Origin of the sequence: Gordoniibacillus kamchatkensis (assembly GCF_000829455.1) — a bacterium.
GTDB classification, from domain to species: Bacteria; Bacillota; Bacilli; order Paenibacillales; family NBRC-103111; genus Gordoniibacillus; species Gordoniibacillus kamchatkensis.
Window position 1 is genome coordinate 103099 of the sequence record NZ_JXAK01000005.1, and the last position, 23649, is coordinate 126747.

The following is a 23649-nucleotide window of genomic DNA, read 5'->3' on the forward strand; positions in this document are numbered from 1 at the left end:
GTTCAACCTACTTTCTGTACGAGCACATCGCCGACGAACGCGCTGACGATGAGCCGGATTTTTCGATCGGATTCGCGGTAATGCGGCGTTTCGGTGCGAATGTTGCGGAACATGCCCGCCTCGTGGCGGTCCAGCACGTGCATATCGCCGATAAACGACGATGCGGTGACCGCGATTTCCACTTCGACGTCGGCGGGAACGAGCATTTTCACGTCGCCGATGAACGTCGATACGACAAGCTTCGTCTCGCCGAGCGGAATCGTCGCTTTCGTGAGGTCGATGAGCGTATCCCCAATGAAATGGGAGATCGTCATCGGCTGCAAATCCCAGTAATCTTTGCCGAGAAAGACGTCGCCGATAAAGCCGGACTTGTGCTGGACCGGTCCGGAGCCGGGGCCGAACGTCGAAATGTAGTCGTCGCCGTAATCGTAATGATGGTTATGGTGCCACTGATGAGCGCGCCATTCGCGGCGGGCCCGCTTGCGCTCCCATCTTTCCGCCGCCTTCTCCGCTTTGTATGCCGCCTTGTCGGCATGTTCCCCGACTTTCGAGGCTACTTCGTCGATTTTATCCGCTACTTGAGCCGACGCCTTGTCTTTCCACTCTTCCCATTTTCCGCCGTCCGGAGCGGGCGGCCGCTCTCCGTAAATCTCGTAATAGGAGCGGTCCGGATGGCGGCGCGTCTGTTCGTGGCGGTTCCGCGGCGAAGGGCGGAACATGAGCGCAAGCCCGAACAGGATGAGCGCCGCCGGGCCGAGATAAGCGAACAGCTCCCCGATCGACAGGCCGGTAATACCGAGATTATGCAGAAGGAAGACGACGCCTACGCCGCAGACGATCAAATTCCAGATGCCTGCGCCCCAGCCGTGCCTCCAGCTGCTTAGCAAACCGCTGAAGCCGGCCATAATAATGAATACGGGCCAGTACGTGCTTAGCAAAGTTTTAAGGTCAACGGTGATAACCCCGAGCTGTTCGAGCAAAAACAAGACGCCGGCATCGATTAAAACCAATCCCCAAAAGAAGCGTTGCAGCATAAGTTGTCCCTCTCTTTGCGATGATGGCGCCTGGTCGGCTGCCTTGTACGTTCAGTGTAACGGAACGGAAAGAAGTTGAAAAGAGACGGGGGTTGGAGCGCAAACTCGGTCTGGAGACTGAATTTAAACATAACATTTGGTGTAATGTATATTGTCTATGCCGGAATTTCAGCACCATTCGTTACATTACCTCACGTATTTCATTGACACTTTTTGAAACCGCGCCGTATAATTAGGTTCGGCTTCGATTTCATGTTAGATTTCTTGCTCAGGAGGGGCTTATCCATGACTTTGGAAGCGTTGTCCAGCGGGCTGGACACGATATGGGTTGTATTGACCGCAGCGATGATTTTGCTTATGGAGGGCGGGTTCGCTCTGCTCGAGGCCGGCTTCGTGCGCCAAAAAAACGCGGTCAGCATCATCATGAAAGTATTCGTCGACATCGCCTTCGGCGCGCTTATGTTCTATACCGTCGGCTTCGGTCTTATGTACGGCAAAGATAGCGGGGGCGTTATCGGCACCAGCGGCTTTTTGCTGGGAGGCGATTTGTCCCATATTAAGCTCTCCATCTCGCACGAAACGTACTGGTTGTTCCAATGCGCCTTCGTTATCGCCGTCATCTCCATCGTATCGGGGGCTGTGGCGGAACGAATCAACTTTCGGGCCTACATCTTATATACGATACTGATGACCGCGTTCATTTACCCGATTGCCGGGCATTGGGTTTGGAGCGTCGGCGGCTGGCTCGCGGGATTCGGCATGATCGATTTCGCCGGCTCTGCCGTCATCCACGCCCTCGGCGGCTTTTCCGCGCTCGCGGCGGCGATGCTGATCGGTCCGCGCATCGGCAAATACGGGGCGGACGGGTCTGCCAATATCGTGCCGCCGTCCAATTTGCCGCTCGCTTCCGTCGGCGCCTTCATTCTCTGGTTCGGCTGGTTCGGCTTCAACTCCGGCTCCACGCTCAGCGCCACGAACGGCTCGATCGGCCATATCGCCGTTACCACGATGCTGGCTGCAGCGTCCGGCTCGGCGGCATGCATCCTGTTCACGATGCTGCGCTACCGCAAAGCCGACCCGCCGATGGTCATCAACGGCGCCCTGGCAGGTCTTGTCGGCATCACCGCCGGCTGCGCCTTCGTCAGCGACATCGCCGCCATCCTCATCGGCGTCGTGTGCGGCATCGCCATGGTGTTTGCAACCGAATTCCTCGATTCGAAACGGATCGACGATCCGGTCGGCGCTTTTGCCGTACACGGCGTCAGCGGCTCGATCGGGACGCTCGCGGTCGGCCTGTTCGCGATGCCGGATTTGACGCAAAGCGTCGGCCGCGGCTACGCCGGCTTGCTGTACGGCGGCGGCTGGTCGCTGCTCGGCGTGCAGGCGCTAGGCCTTGCCGTATGCTGCCTGTGGGGCTTCGCTGTAACGTGGTTTGGCTGCAAAGCGATCAACAAGCTGACCCCGCTGCGCGTTTCGCGCGACGAAGAGCTCGTCGGCCTGGACGTCGGCATTCACGGCGTGCCGGCCTACAGCAACGAGGACGGCTTCCTTGAGCTCGGCTCGTTGAAAACCGAACCTAAATGAGGCAGGCAACAACAAATCCCGGCTTCTCCATCGGGAAGAGGCCGGGATTTTTACATGTTCGATGCCGCGGGAAGAATCGCTTTCGGCAACTACGCCGAGAATTGCACTTACCCTAAATCGTCCGGGACTTCGACCTCGTCTTGAGGCTGCGAACCGGTAAGTATCGCCCGCGCTTGCTCCACTTCGGCGCGCAGCTTTCTCACTTGCTCCATCGGCTTCTTCACATAATGAATATATTCGACGGCGAGATGGTGGTCCGGCTTCTTGCCGCTGAACATGCGCCGCAGCGGCGACATTGCCCGGTAGGCGCGTTCCTCTGCCAGCCGCTTCTTCTCATAACGTTCCACGACCTGCTCGATGTCGGCGATCAGCTGCTCTTTGCGGGCGATATAAGCTTCGAGAAAAGGCAGCACATCGGCGGCTTTCTTCTTCTTCCAACGGATCGGCTGTTCGCTCGGCATTGTCGGATTAATCATGAGAACTCACTTATCTCCTTGCGTTAGCTATTTTAACAATAGTTATAGTTTACTACGGTATTGCGGAAACGACAACGGGTATTTTCGCAAAAACGGCCCGACCACGCGGAATTATGTAACGATATATGACATTTCTTTATAAAAATATACGTTCTCGATGCAAAAAAGCGGAAGGATGAGGTTCATCCTTCCGCTTATCCGTACGTTATGTGTGGAATTACGCTTTGTTCCGGTTCGCAGTTTGGTTTGCGGCAGCCTTAGCATTGGCACTGGCGTTAGCGTTAGCCGCCACTTCCGTTGCAAATTCCGCATCCTGCTGTCTGTTCTTGTTTTTATTCTTGGCCATGTCCATCACCTCCCCGACGTTATTGTTAGCCAGGGAACACCGTTTCATGTAGGAAAAAGAAGCAAAATGGGACACACCCGCCATGGTTAAATGGCAGGTGTGTTCAAAATTTCGTTTTGCAGCTCGTTCCACATGACTTCCGTCATTTTGCCTTCGCCCTTCTTGACGACGAACACCGTGACCGTTCTCTTGCCCCATTCGCGAAACACTTGGTCCTTCGTATCGAAGTACAAATCGATTTTTTTGCCCTTGATCGCGCTGCCCGTATCCGCGACAACGCCGTAGCCGTAGCCCGGCACGTAAATGACGGTGCCGATCGGGAACACTTTCGGGTCGGCAGCGATCGTCGAGAACGCATATTCGTCCCGCTTCACCTTGATTCCGGAATACGTGATGCCGTATTCCGGATGGCCCGGGCCTTTGCCGGTCGACTCTTTGCCGGCGTAGTAGCCTGTAGCTACGACTTCGACCGGCGTATATTTTTCCATTTCCTCTTTGTTCAATCTCGGGACAAGCTTGTAGTTGGCTCGAACGTTGCGGGCGCTCTCGACTTTCAGTTCGTCGTCCCCGGCCGCTTTGGCCAGAGCTTGCGAGGCAGCGGATGAAGCGGCTGGCGCCGGCTTCGGCGCTTCCCGGACCGGAGCCGCAATGGCCTGCGGCGTTTGCGACGGTGCGCGATGAGACGCGGCCGAATCCGGATCGGTATGCATGCCGCCCAAGACGGTCAACAGCAAAATGCCGAACCATTTCGTAAGACTCATCGTTCCTATACCCATTTTTGAGATACCTCCCCCTACTATAGGAGGTTGTCCAGTTTGGTTCCGTTCTATACGCGATATGCCCACCAACATTACTTTCCCCCCGATATCCGAAAGGCATCCCATCCTCTTTTTTCCAACTAAAAAGAGCCCGGTGCCGCCGCAACGGCTCACCCCGGGCTCTTCGTCAAAAATAGGTCACGATAAGCTTTTATTTGAGATTTCGTCTAAGATCATTTGCACGACGGCATCCACGCTTTGCGCGCCGAGATCGCCTTGGCCGCGCTTCCGTACGGATAGCGTGCCGCTTTGCGCTTCGTTCTCGCCAAGCACGAGCATGTACGGAATTTTGTCCAGCTGCGCTGCGCGGATTTTGTAGCCGAGCTTCTCGCTCCGCACATCGGCCTCCGCGCGGATTCCGGCGCGCTGCAGCTTCTCCGCCGCTTCGCGGGCGTGCGCTTCGAATGCCGCGGACACCGGCAGTACCTTCGCCTGAACGGGCGCCAGCCAAACCGGAAAATTGCCGCCGAAATGCTCCGTCAAAATGCCGATAAACCGGTCGATCGAGCCGTACAGGGCGCGGTGAATGACAACCGGACGCCGCTTCTCGTTGTGCTCGTCGACATAGTGCAGATCGAATTTTTCCAACATTTGAAAATCGAGCTGGATCGTCGCGCACTGCCAGCTTCTTTTCAGCGCGTCCATAATGTGAAAATCGATCTTCGGCCCGTAAAAAGCCCCATCGCCTTCGTTGACGCGATAATCGGCCCCTCTCGCCTCGAGCACGCTGCGCAGCGCCGCTTCTGCCTCGTTCCACATTTGCTCCGAGCCCATCGAATTTTCCGGCCGCGTGGATAGCTCCATCCGGTATTCGAAGCCGAACACGCGGTACACCGTATCGATCAGCTCGATGACGCGGGCGATTTCCTGCTCGATCTGGTCCGGCCTGACGAACAGATGGGCATCGTCCTGGCAAAACGTGCGCACCCGCATCATGCCGCTGAGCGCCCCGGAAAATTCGTGGCGGTGCACTTGCCCGAATTCCGACAGGCGAATCGGCAGCTCGCGGTACGAATGCAGCTCGTTTTTATACACGAGCATGTGGCCCGGACAATTCATCGGCTTCAAAGCGAACGGCGTGCCGTCCACATCGGTAAAATACATATTCTCATGGTAATGGTCCCAGTGCCCGGACTGCTCCCACAGCCGCTGATTGTAAATGAACGGCGTGCGCACTTCGCTGTAGCCCCTTGCGGCCTGCAGCTCCCGCTCGAATGTCTCCAGTTCGTTTCGGATAATGAACCCGTTCGGCAAATAGAACGGCATCCCGGGAGCTTCTTCGGAGAACATGAACAGCCCGAGCTCTTTGCCGAGCTTGCGGTGGTCCCGCTTCTTGGCTTCCTCCAGCATCGCAAGGTGCTCATCCAGCTGCGCTTTGCCCGGAAAAGCCGTGCCATATATGCGCTGCAGCATTTTGTTGTTCGCGTCGCCGCGCCAATAGGCCCCTGCCACGCTGAGCAGCTTGAACGCTTTGATGCGGCCGGTCGACGGCACATGCGGGCCGCGGCACAGGTCGAAAAACTCACCCTGCTCGTAAATGGAGATCACCGCATCCTCCGGCAAATCGCGGATCAGCTCCAGCTTATACGGGTCCTCCGGCTCGGAGAACAGACGGATTGCCTCTTCGCGCGTGACGACGCGGCGGGTGATGGCGAGATTTTCCCCGGCGATGCGCTCCATCTCCTTCTCGATGGCGCCAAGATCCTCGGGCGTCAGCGAAACGCCGAGATCAATGTCGTAGTAGAAGCCGTCTTCAATAACCGGTCCGACGCCGAGCTTGACGGCGTTCTGCCCGTACAGCCGTTTGAGCGCTTGGGCCATCAGGTGCGCCGTGCTGTGACGGTAAACCTCGAGCCCCTCCGGGCTGTCCAGCGTGACGATCTCGACCGCCGCATCCTTCTCCAGCGGGCAGCTCAGATCAACCAGCTTGCCGTCCACCTTACCGGCTACGGCCGCTTTCCCCAGCCCCGGCGAGATCGAAGCCGCTACTTGCTCCACCGTCGTTCCCCGCACATACTCCCTCACTGCGCCGTCCGGCAAAGTCACTTGAATCGATGCCATGTTACCCAACCTCCTGTTTGATAGTTGATTGCAATGAAAAAAAGCACACCCGTCCCAAAAGGGACGAGCGTGCTTTCGTCGGCTCGTGGTTCCACCCTAGTTCAATTCGCTCCGCCCGCCAATTCGCGGGCCCAAGGCAAATTCTCCAGCCGTTCGATAACGGGAACGACCCGGCGGCATATACTGAGGCGCGTGCGTAAGCACGGCCCGTTCCATTCCGCGGCTGCAAAGGGGTATATCCGCCGCATAGCAGAGGGAGCTCTCAGCCTTGACTCCCGTCTCTGGGCTGCAGCCGCGGCGGATCGTTGTCTTTGTTCGGACGCCTTGCTTGTTCGATTGTTATACGGTCTTGTTTGCCACTTCTTCGCTGATCATCTTGATGACCGCTTCCGTGCTTTGCGCGCCGAGGTCGCCTTGGCCGCGCTTGCGCACGGACAACGTGCCGTTTTGTACTTCGTTATCGCCGAGGACGAGCATGTACGGAATTTTTTCCAGCTGCGCCTCGCGGATTTTGTAGCCAAGCTTCTCGTTGCGCAGGTCGGCTTCGACGCGGATGCCGGCGCGCTGCATCTTCTCCGTCACTTCGCGGGCGTACGTCTCGAACGCCGGGGACACCGGCAGCACTTTCGCCTGCACCGGAGACAGCCAGGTCGGCAGGGCGCCGGCGAAGTTTTCCAGCAAGAATGCGGTCATACGCTCCATTGTCGAGATGATGCCGCGGTGGATAACGACAGGGCGATGCTTCTGTCCGTCTTCGCCGACGTACTCGAGCTGGAACCGCTCCGGCAGCAGGAAGTCGAGCTGCGCAGTGGACAGCGTCTCTTCCTTCTTGAGCGCGGTTTGATCTGCACGTCCAGCTTCGGCCCGTAGAAAGCCGCTTCGCCTTCCGCCTCGAAGAACGGCAGGCCGAGCTCCTCCACGACTTCGCGCAGCATGCGCTGCGACATTTCCCACATCGCGTCGTCCGGGAAATACTTCTCGGTATCGTTAGGATCGCGGTACGACAGGCGGAAGCGGTATTCCTTGATGCCGAAGTCTTCGTACACCTGGCGAATCAGGTTCACGACGCGGGCGAACTCCTCCTTGATCTGATCCGGACGGCAGAAAATGTGCGCATCGTTCAGCGTCATCGCGCGAACGCGGTGAAGGCCGGTGAGCGCCCCGGACATTTCGTAGCGGTGCATCGTGCCGAGCTCGGCGATACGCACCGGCAAGTCGCGGTACGAACGCATTTCGCTCTTGTACACCATCATATGGTGCGGGCAGTTCATCGGACGGAGCACGAACTCTTCGTTATCGATCGGCATGACCGGGAACATATCTTCATGATAGTGGTCCCAGTGGCCCGACGTCTTGTACAGTTCGACGTTGGCCATAACCGGAGTGTATACGTGGCTGTAGCCAAGCTTCTCCTCCAGATCGACGATGTAGCGCTCCATCACGCGCCGCAGCGTCGCCCCGTTCGGCAGCCAGAGCGGCAGCCCTTGGCCGATTTCGCGCGAGAACGTAAACATTTTCAGCTCTTTGCCGAGCTTGCGGTGGTCGCGCTTTTTCGCTTCCTCGAGCAGTTCGAGGTGCTCGTCGAGCTGCGCCTTTTTCGGGAATGCGGTGCCGTAAATGCGCTGCAGCATTTTGTTTTTGGCGTCGCCGCGCCAGTAAGCCCCTGCTACGCTAAGCAGCTTGAACGCCTTGATGCGGCCGGTCGACGGCAGGTGCGGCCCGCGGCACAAGTCGAAAAACTCGCCCTGGTCGTAAATCGAAATGACGGCATCCTCCGGCAAATCGCGGATGAGCTCCAGCTTGAGCGGATCTTCCAGCTCGGTGAAAATGCGGATCGCTTCCTCGCGCGATACGACGCGGCGGGTGATCGCGAGATTTTCCTGAACGATGCGCTCCATCTCTTTCTCGATTTTGCCGAGGTCTTCCGGCGTCAGCGAAACGTCGAGATCGATGTCGTAGTAGAAGCCGTCTTCGATGACCGGGCCGATGCCGAGCTTGACGGCTTTTTGCCCGTAAATGCGCTTGATCGCCTGCGCCATCAGGTGAGCGGTGCTGTGGCGGTATACTTCGAGCCCGTCTTCGCTGTCGAGCGTGACGATTTCCAGATCGGCGTCGTTTTCCAGCTTGGTGCTCAGGTCGACGAGCTTGCCGTTTATTTTGCCGACGACGGCGTTTTTCTTCAGCCCCGGCGAGATCGATTCGGCGATTTGCTCGACGGTGACGCCGGCTTCGTATTCGCGCACCGCACCGTCGGGCAGTTTGATTTTGATGGACATTGGGGTAACCTCCTGCTTAAATTGTACAAAATAAAAAACACACCCGGTCCCATAGGGACGAGTGTGTGTATACGCTCGTGGTTCCACCCTGCTTCAGTCAAGCTCGCATGCGCGCATGCATAGCGTGACCCTCGAGGATTCGGTAACGGGAATGACCCGGCGTCGTATACTGGCGGCGCTAGCTCCGCGTTCCACGACACAGCTACAAAGTGGTAAATTCAGCGGCGGACGGAAGGAGCTTGCAGCCTTGACTCCTCTCTCTGTACAGCCAGACCGGTGAATTCATGTCTTTGATCTTCGCTTATGAAGTCCATTATAGCGATGCGCCGCCCGCGGGTCAAGGCGACAGTTGGTCCTGGCGCTGGCTTTCCCCGCCCAAATAGCTATGGCAGCGGCGGCAGTAGGAGCAAACGGAGGCCCGGTTCTCGAAAATTTGCGTGATCGTATGAATGATTTGCTGGTCCGGGTCGCGGGTATGGATGTAAATCGTCTGCGGCGAGACGGTGATGAGCGTGCTGACGATCATATCCTCGAGATTAATATCCTTGTCCAAAATTTCCAAAGTAAACGAGGCGTCGAACGCACTGGCATCGATCGGTTCCCACTGGTCGTCCAAAATGAGAAATTCGGCGCCGCCTTTGTGCACGAGATGAGCCGCGGGAATTTTCGCCTCCTGGATGTAGACGAAATATTTCAGCAGCGAGATAAATTCCTGATACTGCCGGTCCATCATGTACTCGTCGACCGCGTACTCGACGACCTCGCGCATCTCGTCGATATATTCCTGCAGGCGAAAACGAATAAAGCCGTCCAATACAAGCAGCGTCTGCTCGCGCAAATAATCGGCTACGCTGCCGCTGATTTTGGCGAGCCGGCGGTTCTTGATTTCTTCCAGGGAGACGAGCGCCTCCCCTTCGTAGAACAAAAATTGCTTGCAGTACCCTTCAATGAGTGCGATATCCTCGGGGTCCGTATAATGATACTCCCGCGTAATCAAATCTTTCAGGATAGAGCTCTCGAGCCGCTCCATCACATAACCGGCAATCGCATCGCCAGCCGCGGCGTAAACTGCCTCCCCCTGTTCCCGCAGCTGAAAGCCCGGCAATACGGCCTCGACGCGCACGGCGCCATGCCCGTCCCCTGTATAAGGATGCAGCGATACGCCTTTCGGGTCGTTATGTAGATCGCCGAAAGCGTCCGCCAGTCGTTCCGCCATGTCGGCCAGCGCTTCCTCCGACGGCTTTATCAGAACCAAGGTGAACAGTTCCATCAAGCTCACTCCCTTCTACCAGTTCGTTCTCGCATGCATGGCGTTCGCAAGGGCTTCCTTCTCAGTGTATGTTGCACCGCTGCGAGATATACAACCAAGTATTTGACAGGCAGCGCGGGAGCCGGTGCCGGAAACGAAAAATCCGCTATGACTAAGGGTTCGTCCCAGGTCATAGCGGATTTTGTGCGCGATAGTGATTCAACGCCGAAGCCACTCCTTTGCCTATTAGCGCTTAGTGCCGTTGCTCAGTTGAACATTTCCAGGAAGCTGCGGACGACCAAAAACGGCAGCGCCCCGATCGCAATAAAAGCGTACAGAAATCCTTGCACAAAGCTTTTGAACATTTTCACGCCAATCCCTCCTTACCTAATTTTGTCTAAATGGTGAACTTTGTTCTTACTATACACCCTCTTGGCTTGGCAATGCTTAAAGGCACATAAATTTATTATTAATTTTCCGTTTCGGCGATGAAATTGATCTTATCGCTTAGTTCATTGCGTAAAAATGCTTTTGCCTCTTCGTTTCCGGTCAACTGGAGCAAGGTCGGCTCGTGATCGTTGCTGGCGGCTGCTGTAAAAGTTATGAAGGGACAGCATTTTCGCTCCATGTTGGCGAGGCAAAAGCGTTCCGAGCTGGAGGAGAAAAGAAAACAAATCGACGCGATGATACAAATATTGGACAACGGCTTAAGCTGTAAATGCCTAAGCTGGTCGGAATGTTTGAATCAGATGCGGAATACCGACATAAACGGACAATATTAACCGTATTGTATGACAACATCATATTACAGCAGGTGACGAAAATGTTGCATTTACTTGTCGGAATCGTTGTTGCTTTTCTCGCTTGGAAATTAATCAAGTTTACGTTCAAGTCGCTGATTTGGTTTATTTTGGCGGGAATCATTGCCTTCTTGGTGTTTCCAAAAGCGCTCGTGTTTGTCGGCGGCATCGGTTTTTTGGTGATTGGTTTTCTCGTCACGTTGATTGTGCTCGTGGTCGGCGGTTTGATTTTTTATGAGAGTGATTGAGATTGCTGGGGCATAGGATTTTACTTTTAGGCTATACGCGCAAGTAACGAAACTTAATAACGTTGTCCCCCAAGGAATCGGCGCGAATTTGACTCTAACGAACAGCGGAAGCCTTATTCCGTCGGTTATGAACGATCATCTATCAAATTCAACCTAATAAGGCACGCTCAGTTCGTTAGCAAATGAAAAACGCCAGTTGCTGTAAAATAGCGTCAGCTGGATTCGTTACAAAGGCGGATTTTGGGGCAGAATCAATAACCAAGGATAAATAGCCAAAGCGGATTAAAGTATTGTTTTGGTCAGAATGATTTCCAACGACTCGTTTTCGAGTATTACACACCCTGCGTCCCGATAGCCTAACTTTCTGTAGAAGTGCTGCGCCTCTTCATTTGCCAGAGTAGACGTCATAATCGAGTTATAACCGTTTTTTCTCATTTCATTTTCCCAAAAGAGGACAACTTGCTTACCTGCACCTTTGCCCCGATATTGTTGATCGATCCAAATCATATTCATGAAAGGGGTATTATCCCAAAAATACCCGTACCTCATCCATCCGATATTACTGTCATCTTCGTTCCGAAGTATGTATATTTCGTTTCCCTTTATTTTTGTCAATATTAAGCTCTCAGAAATATGATGGTCGCGGTCTCGTATGTATTCATAGTCTGAATCGGTTGCAAAAACAATCCTCATTTAAGACCCTCCCCCCTCGTATACTATAATTTGGGCTACATTTAAGTAAGCAATGCCATTGGGTTGTTTGAGTAATTACCCGGGAAGCGGGTTAGCGACGTATACCAACAACGAATCTATTCGCTATTTTAAGACTTCCACGACGCTAATTGATGCGAATTTTTACAAAAAATCCGTGTAGCGCCCAGGAATTCCATGTCCAGCGTCAAAATTTCGTTATTTGCGCCTCCCGATGCGTTACCGGCGATATGCGCCTTCTGGGACCAAATTAGCGTCTCCGCCGTCTCTACATAAAGAACTTGGTCTTTAAACAGCCGACTCGCAAAGAGGTGGCGAGTTTAGAAGACAGAAACGGCAAAACCATAAGGTTTTCACAGTCAATCGAGGGATTGGATATCGACAAATTATCCGCTAACTCCGAAAATCATTGCTAGAAGCCCCATTACTCTATCAACTAGCTCTTCTTCAGCTCAAACAAACAAAAACGCTTATCCATCCAAATCCCTTCCACGGATTCATGATAGATAAGCGTTATCGTTACACCTAATTCTGCATCACAAAATCTTTGTCCACCTTGGCGCTCTCGTCGTCGAACACGCGCAAAATCTCGTACCGCGTGTTGCGCTGCGCGGGGATTTTGCCCGCCGCGCGGATGATGTCCAGCGTCGAGCCGATGTTGACCTTGTGCGTCGTTCCCGCCGCGGAGACGACGTTCTCCTCGATCATCGTCGAGCCGAAATCGTTGCAGCCGAAATGCAGCGATTTTTTGCCAACTTCGGGTCCCATCGTCACCCACGACGACTGGAAGTTCGGAATGTTGTCGAGGAACAGACGGCTGATGGCGACGTTTTTCAAATATTCGTCGGGGCCGAGCTTCTCCGCCTTCATGTTCGTGTTGTCCGGCTGGAACGTCCACGAAATGAACGCCTTAAACCCGGAGGTCGGCAGTTTCTCGCTCAAAACGATGTCCTGCTCGTCGCGGACGCGGAGCAGGTGCAAAGCGCGCTCTTCCATCGATTCTCCGAAGCCGATGACCATTGTCGCTGTGGTGTTCATCCCGATGCGGTGGGCCGTGTTCATAACGTCCATCCAGTCGCGCCACGAACCTTTGAGACGGCTGATTTTGCGGCGCGTCCGGTCGTCGAGAATTTCCCCGCCGCCGCCCGGCAGCGAGTCGAGACCCGCTTCGTGCAGCTGGCGGACGACTTCCTCCAGGCTGAGGCCGTTCGAGACGTCTTTCATTTTGCGGATTTCCGCCGGCGAGAACGAGTGCATCGTAATGTTCGGGAACCGTTTCTTAATTTCTCGCAATAAATTCGTATAATAGCTGAAAGGCAAGTCCGGGTTCGTACCGCCCTGCATCAAAATCTCGGTGCCGCCGACATCGATCGTCTCCTGGATTTTCCGGAAAATGACCTCGTCCGGCAGGACGTAGCCCTCCGCCGAACCCGGCGACCGGTAAAATGCGCAAAACCGGCAATACACGTCACAAATATTCGTATAGTTGATGTTACGGCCAATGACGAACGTCGTAATCGGCTCCGGATGCCATTTGAGCATGACCTGGTTGGCGGCATGCCCCATTTTCTCGATCTGGTCGGATTCGTACAGCGTGATGCACTCCTCCACGTCGAGGCGGCCGCCGGCTACGGCTTTATTGAGTATTCGGTCGATAGGACTCGAAGTCATAGGTTTTACACGCTCCTTTGTCATTCTCCTCTATCGTACCATAACCGGGCTCAGTCGGCGAGCGCCTGCTCCAAATCGTCAATAATGTCGCCGATATCTTCCAGGCCGACGGAGTAGCGCAGCAAGCCGTCGGTAATGCCCCGTTCGGCACGTACTTCTTTCGGCATCGAGGCATGCGACATGAGCGGCGGATAAGAGAGAATGCTCTCCACCGCACCGAGCGATACGGCGACAAGCGGAATCGTCACTTTGTTCATCAGCCGCTTCGCCCGTTCGCCGGAACCGACGTCGAACGAGACGACGGCGCCGTAACCGGCGGACTGGCGCTCATGAATAGCTCGTCCGGGATGGTTCGGAAGCCCGGGGTAATAGACGGCGGCGATGTCGGAGCGGCTCGCCAGCCAGTCCGCCAGCTTGCGGGCGCTTTGCTCGTGCGCGTCCATCCGCGCCTTCAGCGTCTTCATGCCGCGCATAAGCAGCCACGAATCCTGAATGCCGAGCACGTTGCCCATGCTGTTCTGGATATGCCCCAGCCGGCGCGCCAGCGATTCGTTCGCAGCGACGGCAAGGCCGGCTAACACGTCGCTGTGGCCGCCGAGAAATTTGGTCGCGCTGTGCAGCACGATATCGACGCCGAGCTCGATCGGGCGCTGGTGGTACGGCGTCATGAACGTGTTGTCGAGCAGCGTGAGCAGGCCGTGCTCTTTGGCCCACGCGGTAACGGCGGAAATATCGGTAATTTTGAGCGTCGGGTTGGACGGAGTTTCCATATATATCGCCTTCGTGTTCGGCTTCAACGCTTGCCGAACCCGATCCAAGTCGGTCATGTCGACGAACGTCGTCTCGACGTTCATCCGGTTCATGACGGTCGTCAGCAGACGATACGTGCCGCCGTACACGTCTTCGGTGCAAATGACGTGATCGCCCGCCGACAGCAGCATGAAGGCGCTCGAAATCGCCGCCATGCCGGAGGCGAAAGCGAAGCCGCGGACGCCGCCCTCTAGGGCGGCGATGTAATCTTCAAGCGGCTGCCGCGTCGGGTTGCCGGAGCGGGAATAGTCATACGTTTGCGGCTGTTCGATGTCCGCGTGATGAAACGTGGAAGCTTGGTACAGCGGCACACTGGAGGCGCCGGTCGCTTCGTCGATAGCCCCTTCAAAATGAATGAGCTTGGTTGCGAAGCTGCGCGGGCGGTCGCTGTGACGTTTTTTACGGGAAATACCGTTCGATTGTGGGCTTTTGCTGCCGCTCATCGTGATGCCCCTCCGTTCAATTCCGCTGCGGCCGCCTCGAACGCCTGCATCAGATCGGCGATCAGGTCGTCCACGTGCTCGATGCCGACGGAAAAACGCAGCAGCCGGTCGTCAACGCCGACAGCGCGCCGGATTTCTTCCGGAATATCGGCGTGCGTCTGCACGGCCGGGTACGTCATAAGCGACTCGACGCCGCCGAGGCTTTCGGCGAACGCGATCAGCTTGATGTGGCGCAAGATCGGCTCGATCGTGCGGGCATCTTTCATTTTAAAGGAGAATATGCCGGTGTTGCCTTTGGACTGTTTGTTCTGAATCGCGAATTGCGGATGGTTCTCCAGCGCCGGATAAAACACTTCCGCGATCATCGGATGCTGCTGCAAATGGCGCGCAATGCGGGTCGCGTTGTACTCGTGCCGCTCCATTCGGAGCGCCAGCGTCTTCATGCCGCGCATGAGCAGCCAGCTATCCTGCGGGCCGAGCACGGCGCCGATAGAGTTATGAAGGAAGGCGAGCTGCTGCGACAGCTCCTGCCCTTTCGACACGATCAAACCTGCCAGCACGTCGTTGTGGCCGCCGAGATATTTGGTCGCGCTGTGGATGACGATATCCGCCCCGAGCTCGATCGGACGCTGCAGGAACGGCGTCAGCAGCGTGTTGTCGACGATCGTCAGCAGCCCTTTCTTCTTCGCCCAAGAGGCGACGAGCTCGATGTCGGTCACCATCATGAGCGGGTTCGTCGGCGTTTCAATCAGCACCGCTTTCGTGTTCGTGCGCACCGTCGTCTCCAGCGCGTCCAGGTCGTTCGTGTCCACGTACGACGCCGTGATGCCGAAACGGCTCATGACTTTTTCCAGCAGCCGGTACGTACCGCCGTACAAGTCGAGCGAAACGATGAGGTGATCGCCTTGGCTGAACAGGGCAAAAATGACTTGAAGCGCAGCCATGCCGGACGAGCAGGCAAAGCCGGCATCGCCGGCTTCCAGTTCGGCGATGGCCTCTTCCAGCACGGTGCGCGTCGGGCTCTTCGTGCGGGCGTAATCGAAGCCTGTGCTCTGGCCCAGCTTAGGATGGCGGAACGCTGTCGCTTGATAGACCGGGAAGCTGACCGCTCCCGTGACCGGCTCTTCTTGCGAGCCGATTTGGGCGAGACGAGTTTCAATATTGTGCAAGGTTGCTCCTCCTTATCTGGTGTGCAGAGAACAGGGCTTTACTGCGGATTGGGATATGGGGTTCCGGCTTCGCCCAAAATCGCGTTTCCTTGATTAGAATGTAAGGTGGGGAACGCGATGTCAAAGGCGCTCGCTTTCGCTCTCCACCCCATATCCCATCCTCCGTTACGCCAATCTCCACACAATCGGTATAACTACAAATGCGCGCTGGTCAAGCTGCGGCCGCTGTTCAAATCGTACGGCGTTTCCTGGTAGACGTAATAGTTGAGCCAGTTGGAGAACAGCAGGTTGGCGTGCGCCCTCCAGGTGATGCGCGGCTCGCGGGTCGGGTCGTCGTTCGGATAATAGTTTTTCGGAATGGCGATGTCCATCCCTTTGTTCACGTCGCGGTCGTATTCCCACTTGAGCGTGCACGCGTCGTACTCGGAGTGGCCGGTGACGAAAATTTGCCTGCCGTCCTCGGAAGCGACGATATAGACGCCGGCTTCGTCCGACTCGGACAAAATGTCCAGCCCCGCCACCCGCTCGATGTCGGAGCGGCGCACTTCCGTGTGGCGCGACTGCGGCACGTAAAACCATTCGTCGAACCCGCGCAGCAGCTTGACGTTCTGCTTCGTAACCGAGTGCGGGAAAACGCCGAATATTTTCGCCTCGAGCGGGTACTTCGGTATGCCGTAATGGTGATACAGTCCCGCTTGCGCCGCCCAACAAATATGCAGCGTGGACGTCACGTTTTCCTTGCTCCAGTCCATAATTTGCTGCAGCTCCTGCCAATACGTCACTTCCTCGAACTCGAGCGTTTCCACCGGCGCGCCGGTTATGATCATTCCGTCGAAGCGCTCGTCTTTCACATCCTCGAACGTCTGATAGAACGCGGCGAGATGCTCGGCGGACGTATTTTTGGACGTATGCGTTCCCGGATGCAGCAGGACAAGCTCGACCTGCAGCGGCGTATTGCCGATGAGACGTAAAATCTGGGTTTCCGTCGTCTCTTTGGTCGGCATCAGATTGAGCAATGCGATGCGCAGCGGGCGAATGTCCTGGTGGTACGCCACACTCTCGTCCATCACGAAAATATTTTCGCGGTTAAGAATTTCTTTTGCAGGCAAGTGATCCGGAATTTTGATCGGCACCTGGGAACCCTCCTGTCATGATTAAATACGAAAAGGCCTTTCTCAGCAACGAGAAAGGCCATCGATCACGCATCCATGTCCTCTCTCATCTGTCAGAAGCTTGCGCTTCTGCAAGATTTAGCACCGTGCCGCCGCCGCCGAAGCGATGGTTAAGCCGGTTGCCGGGTTTCATCGGGCTAGTCCCTCCACCTACTCTTGATAAGAGCGTTACAGGTATTCAGTTAACTAATAATGTACTGGAAAACATAGCCCCGGTCAAGTGGAACTTGCAGTGAAATAGCTTCGCTCTTGCCCGCCGTGCCGGAACCATCCGAACCGCCTCCCCATACGATGCAGGAGCAAGGAAACCGGCTTGCCCCGTCCTTCGGGACATGCGTATTTACCGTAGCGGAATCAGCTAAGTATAGGCTCCGCTTACACTTCCCGAGACATCGAAAAAAAACATGCTGAGCCCCGCTCCAGCCGCTTGCTGACGGGCATCCGAAGGGGTATACTAGACAAGTGTTCGACACGGTTATTTGACTTACAAAGGGGGGAGAACGATGGACGGAGACCCAAGGAGTAGACGCGGAGCGATGACAACTACATATCATCACGAACGAAGCCTGCCGGGGTCCGTCTGTCGTTAACCCTGCATTCGGATCTGCCGGCCGCTTCCTGACAAGGGGTGGATCCAATGAAAATTCGCTTGGTACAAGACGGCGTCTTTAAGCTGATCGAAGATGCCGCGCTGACGCTGACCCCGCCGGAATACGGCTTCTATTGGATCGATGCGACCGTGGAGGATCTGGCGGAGCTCCAGCCTTTGTTCGGCTTGCACGATTTGGCGGTGGAAGACTGTTTGAGCGAGGAAGAACAGCGTCCGAAGATCGAATTTTACGACACGCATTATTTCATTGTCATTAACAGCATCCGGTTTGACGACGAGGAAATTTTTCTGAGAGCGCTCAACATTTTCCTCGGCAAGCACTACATCATAACGCTCACTCGCCAAAAAATTCACGAGCTGCGCTCGATCAAGCCGTTCCTGTGGGAAGAAGAAGTGAACGCGCCCGACCATTTCCTGTATCAGCTTATCGACCTCGTCGTCGATAACTATACGGCCGTCGGCGACCGGATCGAGGCGAAGATCGAGAAGCTCGAAGAAGATATTTTGATGCATACGAAGAAATCGCACCTGAGCGAGATCGTCGGGCTGCGCGGCGAAATTTTGTGGCTGAAAAAGGTGCTCGTGCCGCAGCGCGACGTGATCGCCACGCTCAACAAAAAAGATCTGAAGCTCATATCGTCGCAGTGGCAAAAATATTTCGGCGACGTCTACGAGAACGCCGTCAAAATTGTCGATACGTTCGATACGCTGCGCGATCTGATGGGCAACTTGCGCGAAGCGTACCAATCGTCCGTCGCCAATCGCGCGAACGAAATCATGCGCATCTTTACGGCGCTGACGACGATCTTCATGCCGCTGACGTTCATTACCGGGGTGTACGGGATGAACGTCGAGAACGTCCCGTTCCTGCATGACAGGTACGGCGGCGAAATCGTTCTCGGCTTTATGACCGTTCTCGGCTGCGGCATGTTTTACCTGTTCCGCAAGAAGGATTGGCTATGAGCAGCACCGACTATAACATGCAGCTTATTTCCCGGGAGGAGATAAGCTGCATGTTTTTGCGGGGGATATTCCGGATCAGTACGCCGATGAGATGGTTGGCGTCCGTTTGGAACGGAAACGAGTGTTGGAGAAAGCCAATTAGCCCTTGGGGATCATCAAATAATAGGTTATAAGTACCGGCCCAAATATGTCCTTGCGTCCTTTTCGTACAAGCAGCGTTTGGTATAATGAAGTCCAACACGCTTGCAGGCATCGATTCGCGAACTTCGGAGATATGCTGCATGACGAGCGAACAAGGAGAGATGAGCCTGACATGTTGTGGAGAAGCTGCTTCGGGGACAAGAAATTCGTTATGGCGGTAGCGCGGTGATACTGATGTGCTTACTGGCAAGCTTGCTCCCTTCTGCCCGTTCCCTGGCGGATGCGTTGCCGTCCAACAAGCCGAAAGCAACCTGGCTCTGGCATACGTCGCTCATCGGTACGAGCACGGGACGGAACGAAATTTTGCAATTTGCAAAAAAAACAGCAGGTCGGACGCATCTTCTTGCATGTTAGCGCGGGTGTTGCCAAGAGCGCCTACCAGAGCTTTATCAAATCGGCTGCGGCCGGCGGCATTCAGGTGTTCGCGCTGGACGGCGCACCCGACTGGGCGCTTCCGGAAAACCGGCAAAAAATAACGGATATGGTCGATTGGGTGAAAGCCTATAATGCTTCCGTGCTTGAAAACGAACGGTTTACGGGTATTCAGGTCGATATCGAGCCCTACCTGCTGCCGGAATGGACATCGGACCCCAATACGGTTGCCGAATATTGGCGGCAAGCGATCGCCGGCTTTCATGAATCGGTGAAGAAGGATTCCGCTCTGACGACGGCCGCAGCCGTACCGTTCTGGCTCGACAGCGTCAAGCTTTCGGACGGCAGCGGAACGCTCAGCGAAGCCATCATGGCCGAGTTGGACGAAACCGCCGTAATGTCTTATCGCGATAAAGCGATGGATGTCGTCGATTTGGCGGCGGCAGAACTGGCTGCGGGCGACCGTCTCGGGAAGAAGGTTTGGATCGGCGTGGAAACGAATCCTGCGCCGGATACCCCGTTCGTCACCTTCTACGAAGAGGGCAGGAAAGAAATGGAGCGCCAGCTGGCGCTCATCGACGGAACGGTGCAAATTCACCCGTCTTATGCGGGCATTTCCGTCCACGATTACGCCGGCTGGCGCGCTTTAAAGAACTAAGGTTTTGCTGCAGGAGCACCCGAAGAAGCCGCTTTCGGCAACTGCTTTCCGAGTGCGCCGAAGGCATCTTTCAAGATCGGGTAGCTTTGCTTGAGCCGCTCGTGCGAGGCCGGCTTGTTCCAGTTGTCCCACTTGTAAACGACAGGCTCCGCCGGGGCCGTCTCGCCGGCAAGATGCGGCTCGACGCGGACCGCCTTGCTTTCTTGCGACTTAAACTCCCCCGCATCATAAGGGTAACGCCAAACCTTATGCGTACTGGGATCGGTAAATCCGAGCAGCATCCAAGGGATGCGCACCTCCATCACAGACCCGGAAGCGAACCAATCGGACAAATTGTCGAATTGGCCGCTCTTCGGGTCTGTCGTGCCTTGGTGCAGCAATCCGATCTCGACATCCTCGAACGTCACTTGCTTCTTGCTTTGCGGCAGCACCAGCGGCTTGCTGACCGGGAGCCTCCACGGCAGGAAAAGACCGTTCCCCGCCTGCGACCAGGCTTCCTGCCAAGGCATCATTTTGTTCACGAAGCCGTACTGCCACGTATGGTAGTCGTAGGCGCTTTGCACGTAGATCGCCGAATCTTTCTCCCTGCCCAGCTTCATGACAAATTCCTGCCCACCGCTAAAGCTGATTCCGGGAGCTTTGTCCGCTTTCGCGCTCCCGCCGTCGATCGTGTCAAAGCCGATATAAAGCGGCTGTTCTCCCGGCTTCCAATCCCCGGACTTCTTATGAAGAAGAAGGTATACATATGCTTCGTCATGCGAAACCGTGAGTGTATATTCCGGATAATCCCGGCTCACTGCGTTTTTGCGGCGCTCCCAGTCATCCGTCCTCCCGTCGAGCACGATCGTATCGTCCCCGGATTTGCCGGGTTCGACCGCAAGCACGCCGAAATGCTCCTCGTTCGTCAGCATGTTGCGCCACATCGGACGGCGCGCCGCCGGCGAATCGAGCTGCATCGTGTTCCAGGTGATTTTGAACCATTCATCCTGCCAGGAGAACAGGACCGCTCCGTCATAATTCTCGTTGTAAATGCTGCGGTACAAATCCGCGTCGATGTTGCCCTGTTCCTGCTCCGTATGCATCCCTTGATTGCGGTTCAGAGGACCATAGTGGGCCATGCCCCTGGAACTCGGCACGCCAAATTCGGCAACGATCAGGGGGATGCCTTGGGTATGCTCACGCAAATCGCGGAGGTATCCGGCGTACGGATTGACGTTTCCGCCGCTGTCTTTGTAGGTTTGATACTTATCCTCATACCGCAGCAGATCCGGATAATACGGATAAATGTGGTACGAGGCGAAATACCCTGCCTTCCAGCCCGCTTGCGGACTTACATGCATCGGATCTACCGAGACCATGTCCTCCCGCTCGGAGGGCTCGTTCGGGTGCGTCAGCGGGTCGGTCGTCACCCAGTTCGTGAACGAAACCGGATGCTGCCAGCCGAATTTCATGTCCTCCTCCGCCAGCGTCTCCAACATCCGGGCGAGCCAGCTTTCAAACGGGGAAGCGCCGGCAGCCGCTTGAAAATATGTGCCTTGAAAAGGCTTCATGCCGGGATGCGCGTCGTTCGTCGCTTTCACGGTTTCAGGCTCCCATTCGGTACCGACCACGAAGCCAAGCACGTAAGGCGCTACGTCCGCATCGAATTTGCCGGAAGCGTGGCCGGGAACCGCCCTTCTTTTCAGCTGCCCGTGGATGGCTAGCACCGCATCCCGGATTTCGTTCTCGAACATGCCGGTCGCATCCTCCTGCAGGGCATCGCCGCCTTGGCCGCTCTCTCCCACGAGCTCGTCTTCGGGCGCCCAGACGCCTTGCAGGATGTAAAGCGGGTCCTTACTGCCTGCATTGAATTCCGCAAGCGCCTCATAAAAATACGGAGGCAAAATCGTATAAATCCGGACGACATCCGCATGCATAGCCTTGATTTGGCCGAACCAGCGCAAATAATCGTCCTTGCTCGGACTGAGCTCCCCGGGCGCATGTCCCGGAGTCGTAGCTCCCAAGTTCACGCCGGACCAAAACCGCGGCCTCCAGCTCTTCCCGTCGTAGACGGTCAGATGGCCGTCCTTGGCGGCGGATGACATTTTCACGCCTCCCTCTTCAAGCACCGGCAACGTCGAGGCAGGAATGTTCTTGCCCCCGCCGGCAATCAACGTTCCGGCCGGTTCTCCCGCGAGCCATAGCGCGCCGGAAATCGCCAATAAGGCGAGCAGGACGAAGATGCCCCACCTAAGCAAAGCTTTTCTTTTTACCGAAATGACGCGCATGATGCCCTCCTTGATCGTTACTGCGCTTTTGCCTGCATGCTCCGATTGTCTACGCAGAGGGTCGTGCCCGATTTAATCAGCGTCATCGTCTTGCCGCTGCAGGAAAGCGGCTTCTCCTCCTTAAAAGCGATCCCGTACGCTTTGAGCCGTTCGCGGTTGGACCAGCTGTACGTAAAATCGGCTTTCACCGGCTGGGGCACCGATTGCAGCTGCGCCAGCTGGTTGCGGAGCTGCTCGCTCCAAGCCCACTGCTTGGTCACGAAAATGCCGCTGACGAGCAGCGCGTTCACGGCAATGACGGCGGCCAGCGCGAAGCCGGCAGCGTGCACAACCCGAGAGCCGTTCAGGCAAAAGGCAAGCCATACGCCGACAAGCGGGATAACCCAAAACTGGGGAACATAACGCGCCCACCAAGCCGCCGGGTTAAGGAAGGCGGATACGGCCAGCACCGCAACAACCCCGACCGCAGCCAAGGTGATGCCGGGGCGCTTGCGGAAGGCCAGCGCAAATACGATCAAGGCGAGAACCAAAGCGCCGCTGAACAAAGGCCCGAATCCCGCTACCGCCACATCCGTTTCGGCAAAGGTCGGCAGCTCTTTGGCGGTAAAGGTGAACGGCCATTGAAATTGCGTCGGTTTTTTATCCGTACTGTTGCCCATCGGCACGCCGAAGTAGGAGGCTGCAACTTGCTCGAAGCGGTTCATTCGCTCCAGATTGCGCGGCGTAAAGTTTTTGACGACATCGATGGCATTTTCCCCGGCAAGAGGATAAAAAGGATGCCCGTCACGCAGCGTATTGGTTACGTACGGATTGTATCCGACGATCAGCACGCCGATAATTGCTCCAATGGCGGCAACGCGAAACAGCCGCTTCAGCGCGGCGAATTGCTCGCTCATGTAAAGGGCGATCAGCAGTCCTGCAGTCAGCACTCCCGCGTATCCGATCGCGGTGAATTTGATGTTCATCACCATGATCATCGCCAGCGTATATGCCGCAAGAAGCAGCCACCCCGGACGCATCACGATCAAAGTGCCGAGCGCCAGCAGGCAGAGCAGCAGCGAACCGAGCAGACCGTCGACATAAAAGGTAAACGACTGGTACACGGCGACCGGGTTCAGCGCGAGCAGGAAAGCGACCGCCCAGGCGGCGACCCGGCGCTCGGGCCGCAAGCTGAGCAGAGCCGCCAAGCTGAGCAAACCGGAAGCCGCCATCGCAAGCAAATTCATGACTTTGCTGTGTTCGAGCAGGCCGGTTGCCTTGTAGACGGTTGCCGCCGCTATTTCGGACGCTTTCGCATAATGGTTGATCCATATGCTTTGCCCCGTCGGCAGAGCAAGCTCTTTGTCGTAAACAGGGTTCCACCCCTCGGCCAAATGAATGATCGCTTCTTGGTGATAGGATTGACCGTCGTAGGACAAATCGTAAAAGTGCCCGCTCACAAGGAAACCGCATAAGAACAGCACGGCGCTAAGTCCTGCGGAAACGGCGAATACGGTCGTATGCCCCTGCTCCGCCAGCTTCCTCGAAGCGATAAAGCAGAACGAGACGGCTAGCGCCGCTGCGAGCCAAAAGTCCGCCTTCCCTATCGGCAGCCCGGCAACAAACAACAGCGCCGGTACGATAAAGGCGCCGGCGATGAGCGCCAGGAGCGTCATCCCGGTGACCAAACTAATGGATACGACTCGGTTTTCATCGCGCAACTCCCTGTCC

At 56.0% G+C, this 23649-nt stretch carries 17 protein-coding genes, 1 pseudogene and 1 riboswitch; of the genes and pseudogenes, 4 read left to right on the forward strand and 14 right to left on the reverse strand.

What is annotated here, in order from left to right; all coding sequences use genetic code 11:
• Nucleotides 1-2 precede the first annotated feature (2 nt).
• Nucleotides 3-1034, reverse strand: coding sequence for a cell wall-active antibiotics response protein LiaF (liaF, locus tag SD70_RS04530; RefSeq protein ID WP_052487042.1), 1032 nt, complete (start codon nt 1032-1034; stop codon nt 3-5).
• A 285-nt stretch (nt 1035-1319) separates the two neighbouring features.
• Here liaF and SD70_RS04535 point away from each other — a divergent pair, with 285 nt between their 5' ends.
• Nucleotides 1320-2618: an ammonium transporter gene (locus tag SD70_RS04535; RefSeq protein WP_041046070.1), complete on the forward strand. Its 1299-nt coding sequence runs from the start codon at nt 1320-1322 to the stop codon at nt 2616-2618.
• 107 nt (nt 2619-2725) lie between these two features.
• On the opposite strand, the gene SD70_RS04540 is transcribed toward SD70_RS04535, so the two are convergent.
• From SD70_RS04540 to ytxC, 6 genes and pseudogenes are all read right to left on the reverse strand, one after another.
• Complete coding sequence (locus SD70_RS04540) at nt 2726-3094, reverse strand: hypothetical protein (RefSeq protein WP_052487043.1); 369 nt, start codon at nt 3092-3094, stop codon at nt 2726-2728.
• Nucleotides 3095-3311: 217 nt separating this feature from the next.
• Nucleotides 3312-3440 (reverse strand): hypothetical protein, encoded by a 129-nt coding sequence (locus SD70_RS39130; RefSeq protein WP_269432417.1) that lies wholly within the window; start codon nt 3438-3440, stop codon nt 3312-3314.
• 86 nt (nt 3441-3526) lie between these two features.
• Complete coding sequence (locus SD70_RS39135) at nt 3527-4216, reverse strand: 3D domain-containing protein (protein ID WP_041046072.1); 690 nt, start codon at nt 4214-4216, stop codon at nt 3527-3529.
• Nucleotides 4217-4396: 180 nt separating this feature from the next.
• Nucleotides 4397-6319 (reverse strand): threonine--tRNA ligase, encoded by a 1923-nt coding sequence (gene thrS / locus SD70_RS04550; RefSeq protein WP_041046074.1) that lies wholly within the window; start codon nt 6317-6319, stop codon nt 4397-4399.
• Nucleotides 6320-6658: 339 nt separating this feature from the next.
• Nucleotides 6659-8595 (reverse strand): annotated as a pseudogene (thrS, locus tag SD70_RS04555) (threonine--tRNA ligase).
• Nucleotides 8596-8932: 337 nt separating this feature from the next.
• Nucleotides 8933-9865 (reverse strand): putative sporulation protein YtxC, encoded by a 933-nt coding sequence (ytxC, locus tag SD70_RS04560; RefSeq protein WP_041046076.1) that lies wholly within the window; start codon nt 9863-9865, stop codon nt 8933-8935.
• Between the two features lie 697 nt (nt 9866-10562).
• On the opposite strand from ytxC, the gene SD70_RS04570 reads away from it, so the two are divergent.
• Nucleotides 10563-10892, forward strand: coding sequence for a hypothetical protein (locus tag SD70_RS04570; protein WP_197080941.1), 330 nt, complete (start codon nt 10563-10565; stop codon nt 10890-10892).
• A 282-nt stretch (nt 10893-11174) separates the two neighbouring features.
• Here the strand turns inward: SD70_RS04570 and SD70_RS04575 are convergent, their stop codons facing one another.
• The 5 genes from SD70_RS04575 to metA all read right to left on the reverse strand — a co-directional run bounded on the left by SD70_RS04575 (nt 11175) and on the right by metA (nt 16829).
• On the reverse strand, nt 11175-11585 hold the full coding sequence (locus SD70_RS04575) for a GNAT family N-acetyltransferase (protein WP_041046082.1): 411 nt from the start codon (nt 11583-11585) through the stop codon (nt 11175-11177).
• Nucleotides 11586-12128: 543 nt separating this feature from the next.
• The gene (gene mqnC, locus SD70_RS04580) at nt 12129-13274 is read right to left on the reverse strand and encodes a cyclic dehypoxanthinyl futalosine synthase (protein ID WP_041046084.1); all 1146 of its coding nucleotides are present in this window, start codon (nt 13272-13274) and stop codon (nt 12129-12131) included.
• A 50-nt stretch (nt 13275-13324) separates the two neighbouring features.
• Nucleotides 13325-14527 carry a trans-sulfuration enzyme family protein gene (locus SD70_RS04585; RefSeq protein ID WP_082053133.1) on the reverse strand — a complete coding sequence of 401 codons (1203 nt, stop codon included), beginning with the start codon at nt 14525-14527 and terminating at the stop codon, nt 13325-13327.
• Nucleotides 14524-15696, reverse strand: a complete 1173-nt coding sequence (locus tag SD70_RS04590; RefSeq protein WP_041046086.1) for an aminotransferase class I/II-fold pyridoxal phosphate-dependent enzyme — start codon at nt 15694-15696, stop codon at nt 14524-14526. The genes SD70_RS04585 and SD70_RS04590 overlap by 4 nt, the downstream gene beginning before the upstream one ends.
• 194 nt (nt 15697-15890) lie before the next feature.
• A complete protein-coding gene (metA, locus tag SD70_RS04595) occupies nt 15891-16829 on the reverse strand; it encodes a homoserine O-acetyltransferase MetA (protein WP_041046088.1) in 939 nt (312 codons plus the stop codon).
• Nucleotides 16830-16911: 82 nt separating this feature from the next.
• Nucleotides 16912-17034, reverse strand: a riboswitch (SAM riboswitch).
• A 471-nt stretch (nt 17035-17505) separates the two neighbouring features.
• On the opposite strand from metA, the gene corA reads away from it, so the two are divergent.
• Nucleotides 17506-18441 (forward strand): magnesium/cobalt transporter CorA, encoded by a 936-nt coding sequence (corA, locus tag SD70_RS04600; protein WP_041046090.1) that lies wholly within the window; start codon nt 17506-17508, stop codon nt 18439-18441.
• Between the two features lie 544 nt (nt 18442-18985).
• On the forward strand, nt 18986-19672 hold the full coding sequence (locus SD70_RS04605; protein ID WP_156157886.1) for a hypothetical protein: 687 nt from the start codon (nt 18986-18988) through the stop codon (nt 19670-19672).
• Here the strand turns inward: SD70_RS04605 and SD70_RS04610 are convergent.
• Nucleotides 19669-21939: a hypothetical protein gene (locus SD70_RS04610; RefSeq protein ID WP_052487045.1), complete on the reverse strand. Its 2271-nt coding sequence runs from the start codon at nt 21937-21939 to the stop codon at nt 19669-19671. The genes SD70_RS04605 and SD70_RS04610 overlap by 4 nt on opposite strands.
• A gap of 17 nt (nt 21940-21956) precedes the next feature.
• Nucleotides 21957-23639 (reverse strand): hypothetical protein, encoded by a 1683-nt coding sequence (locus SD70_RS04615; RefSeq protein ID WP_156157887.1) that lies wholly within the window; start codon nt 23637-23639, stop codon nt 21957-21959.
• Between the last annotated feature and the right edge of the window lie 10 nt (nt 23640-23649).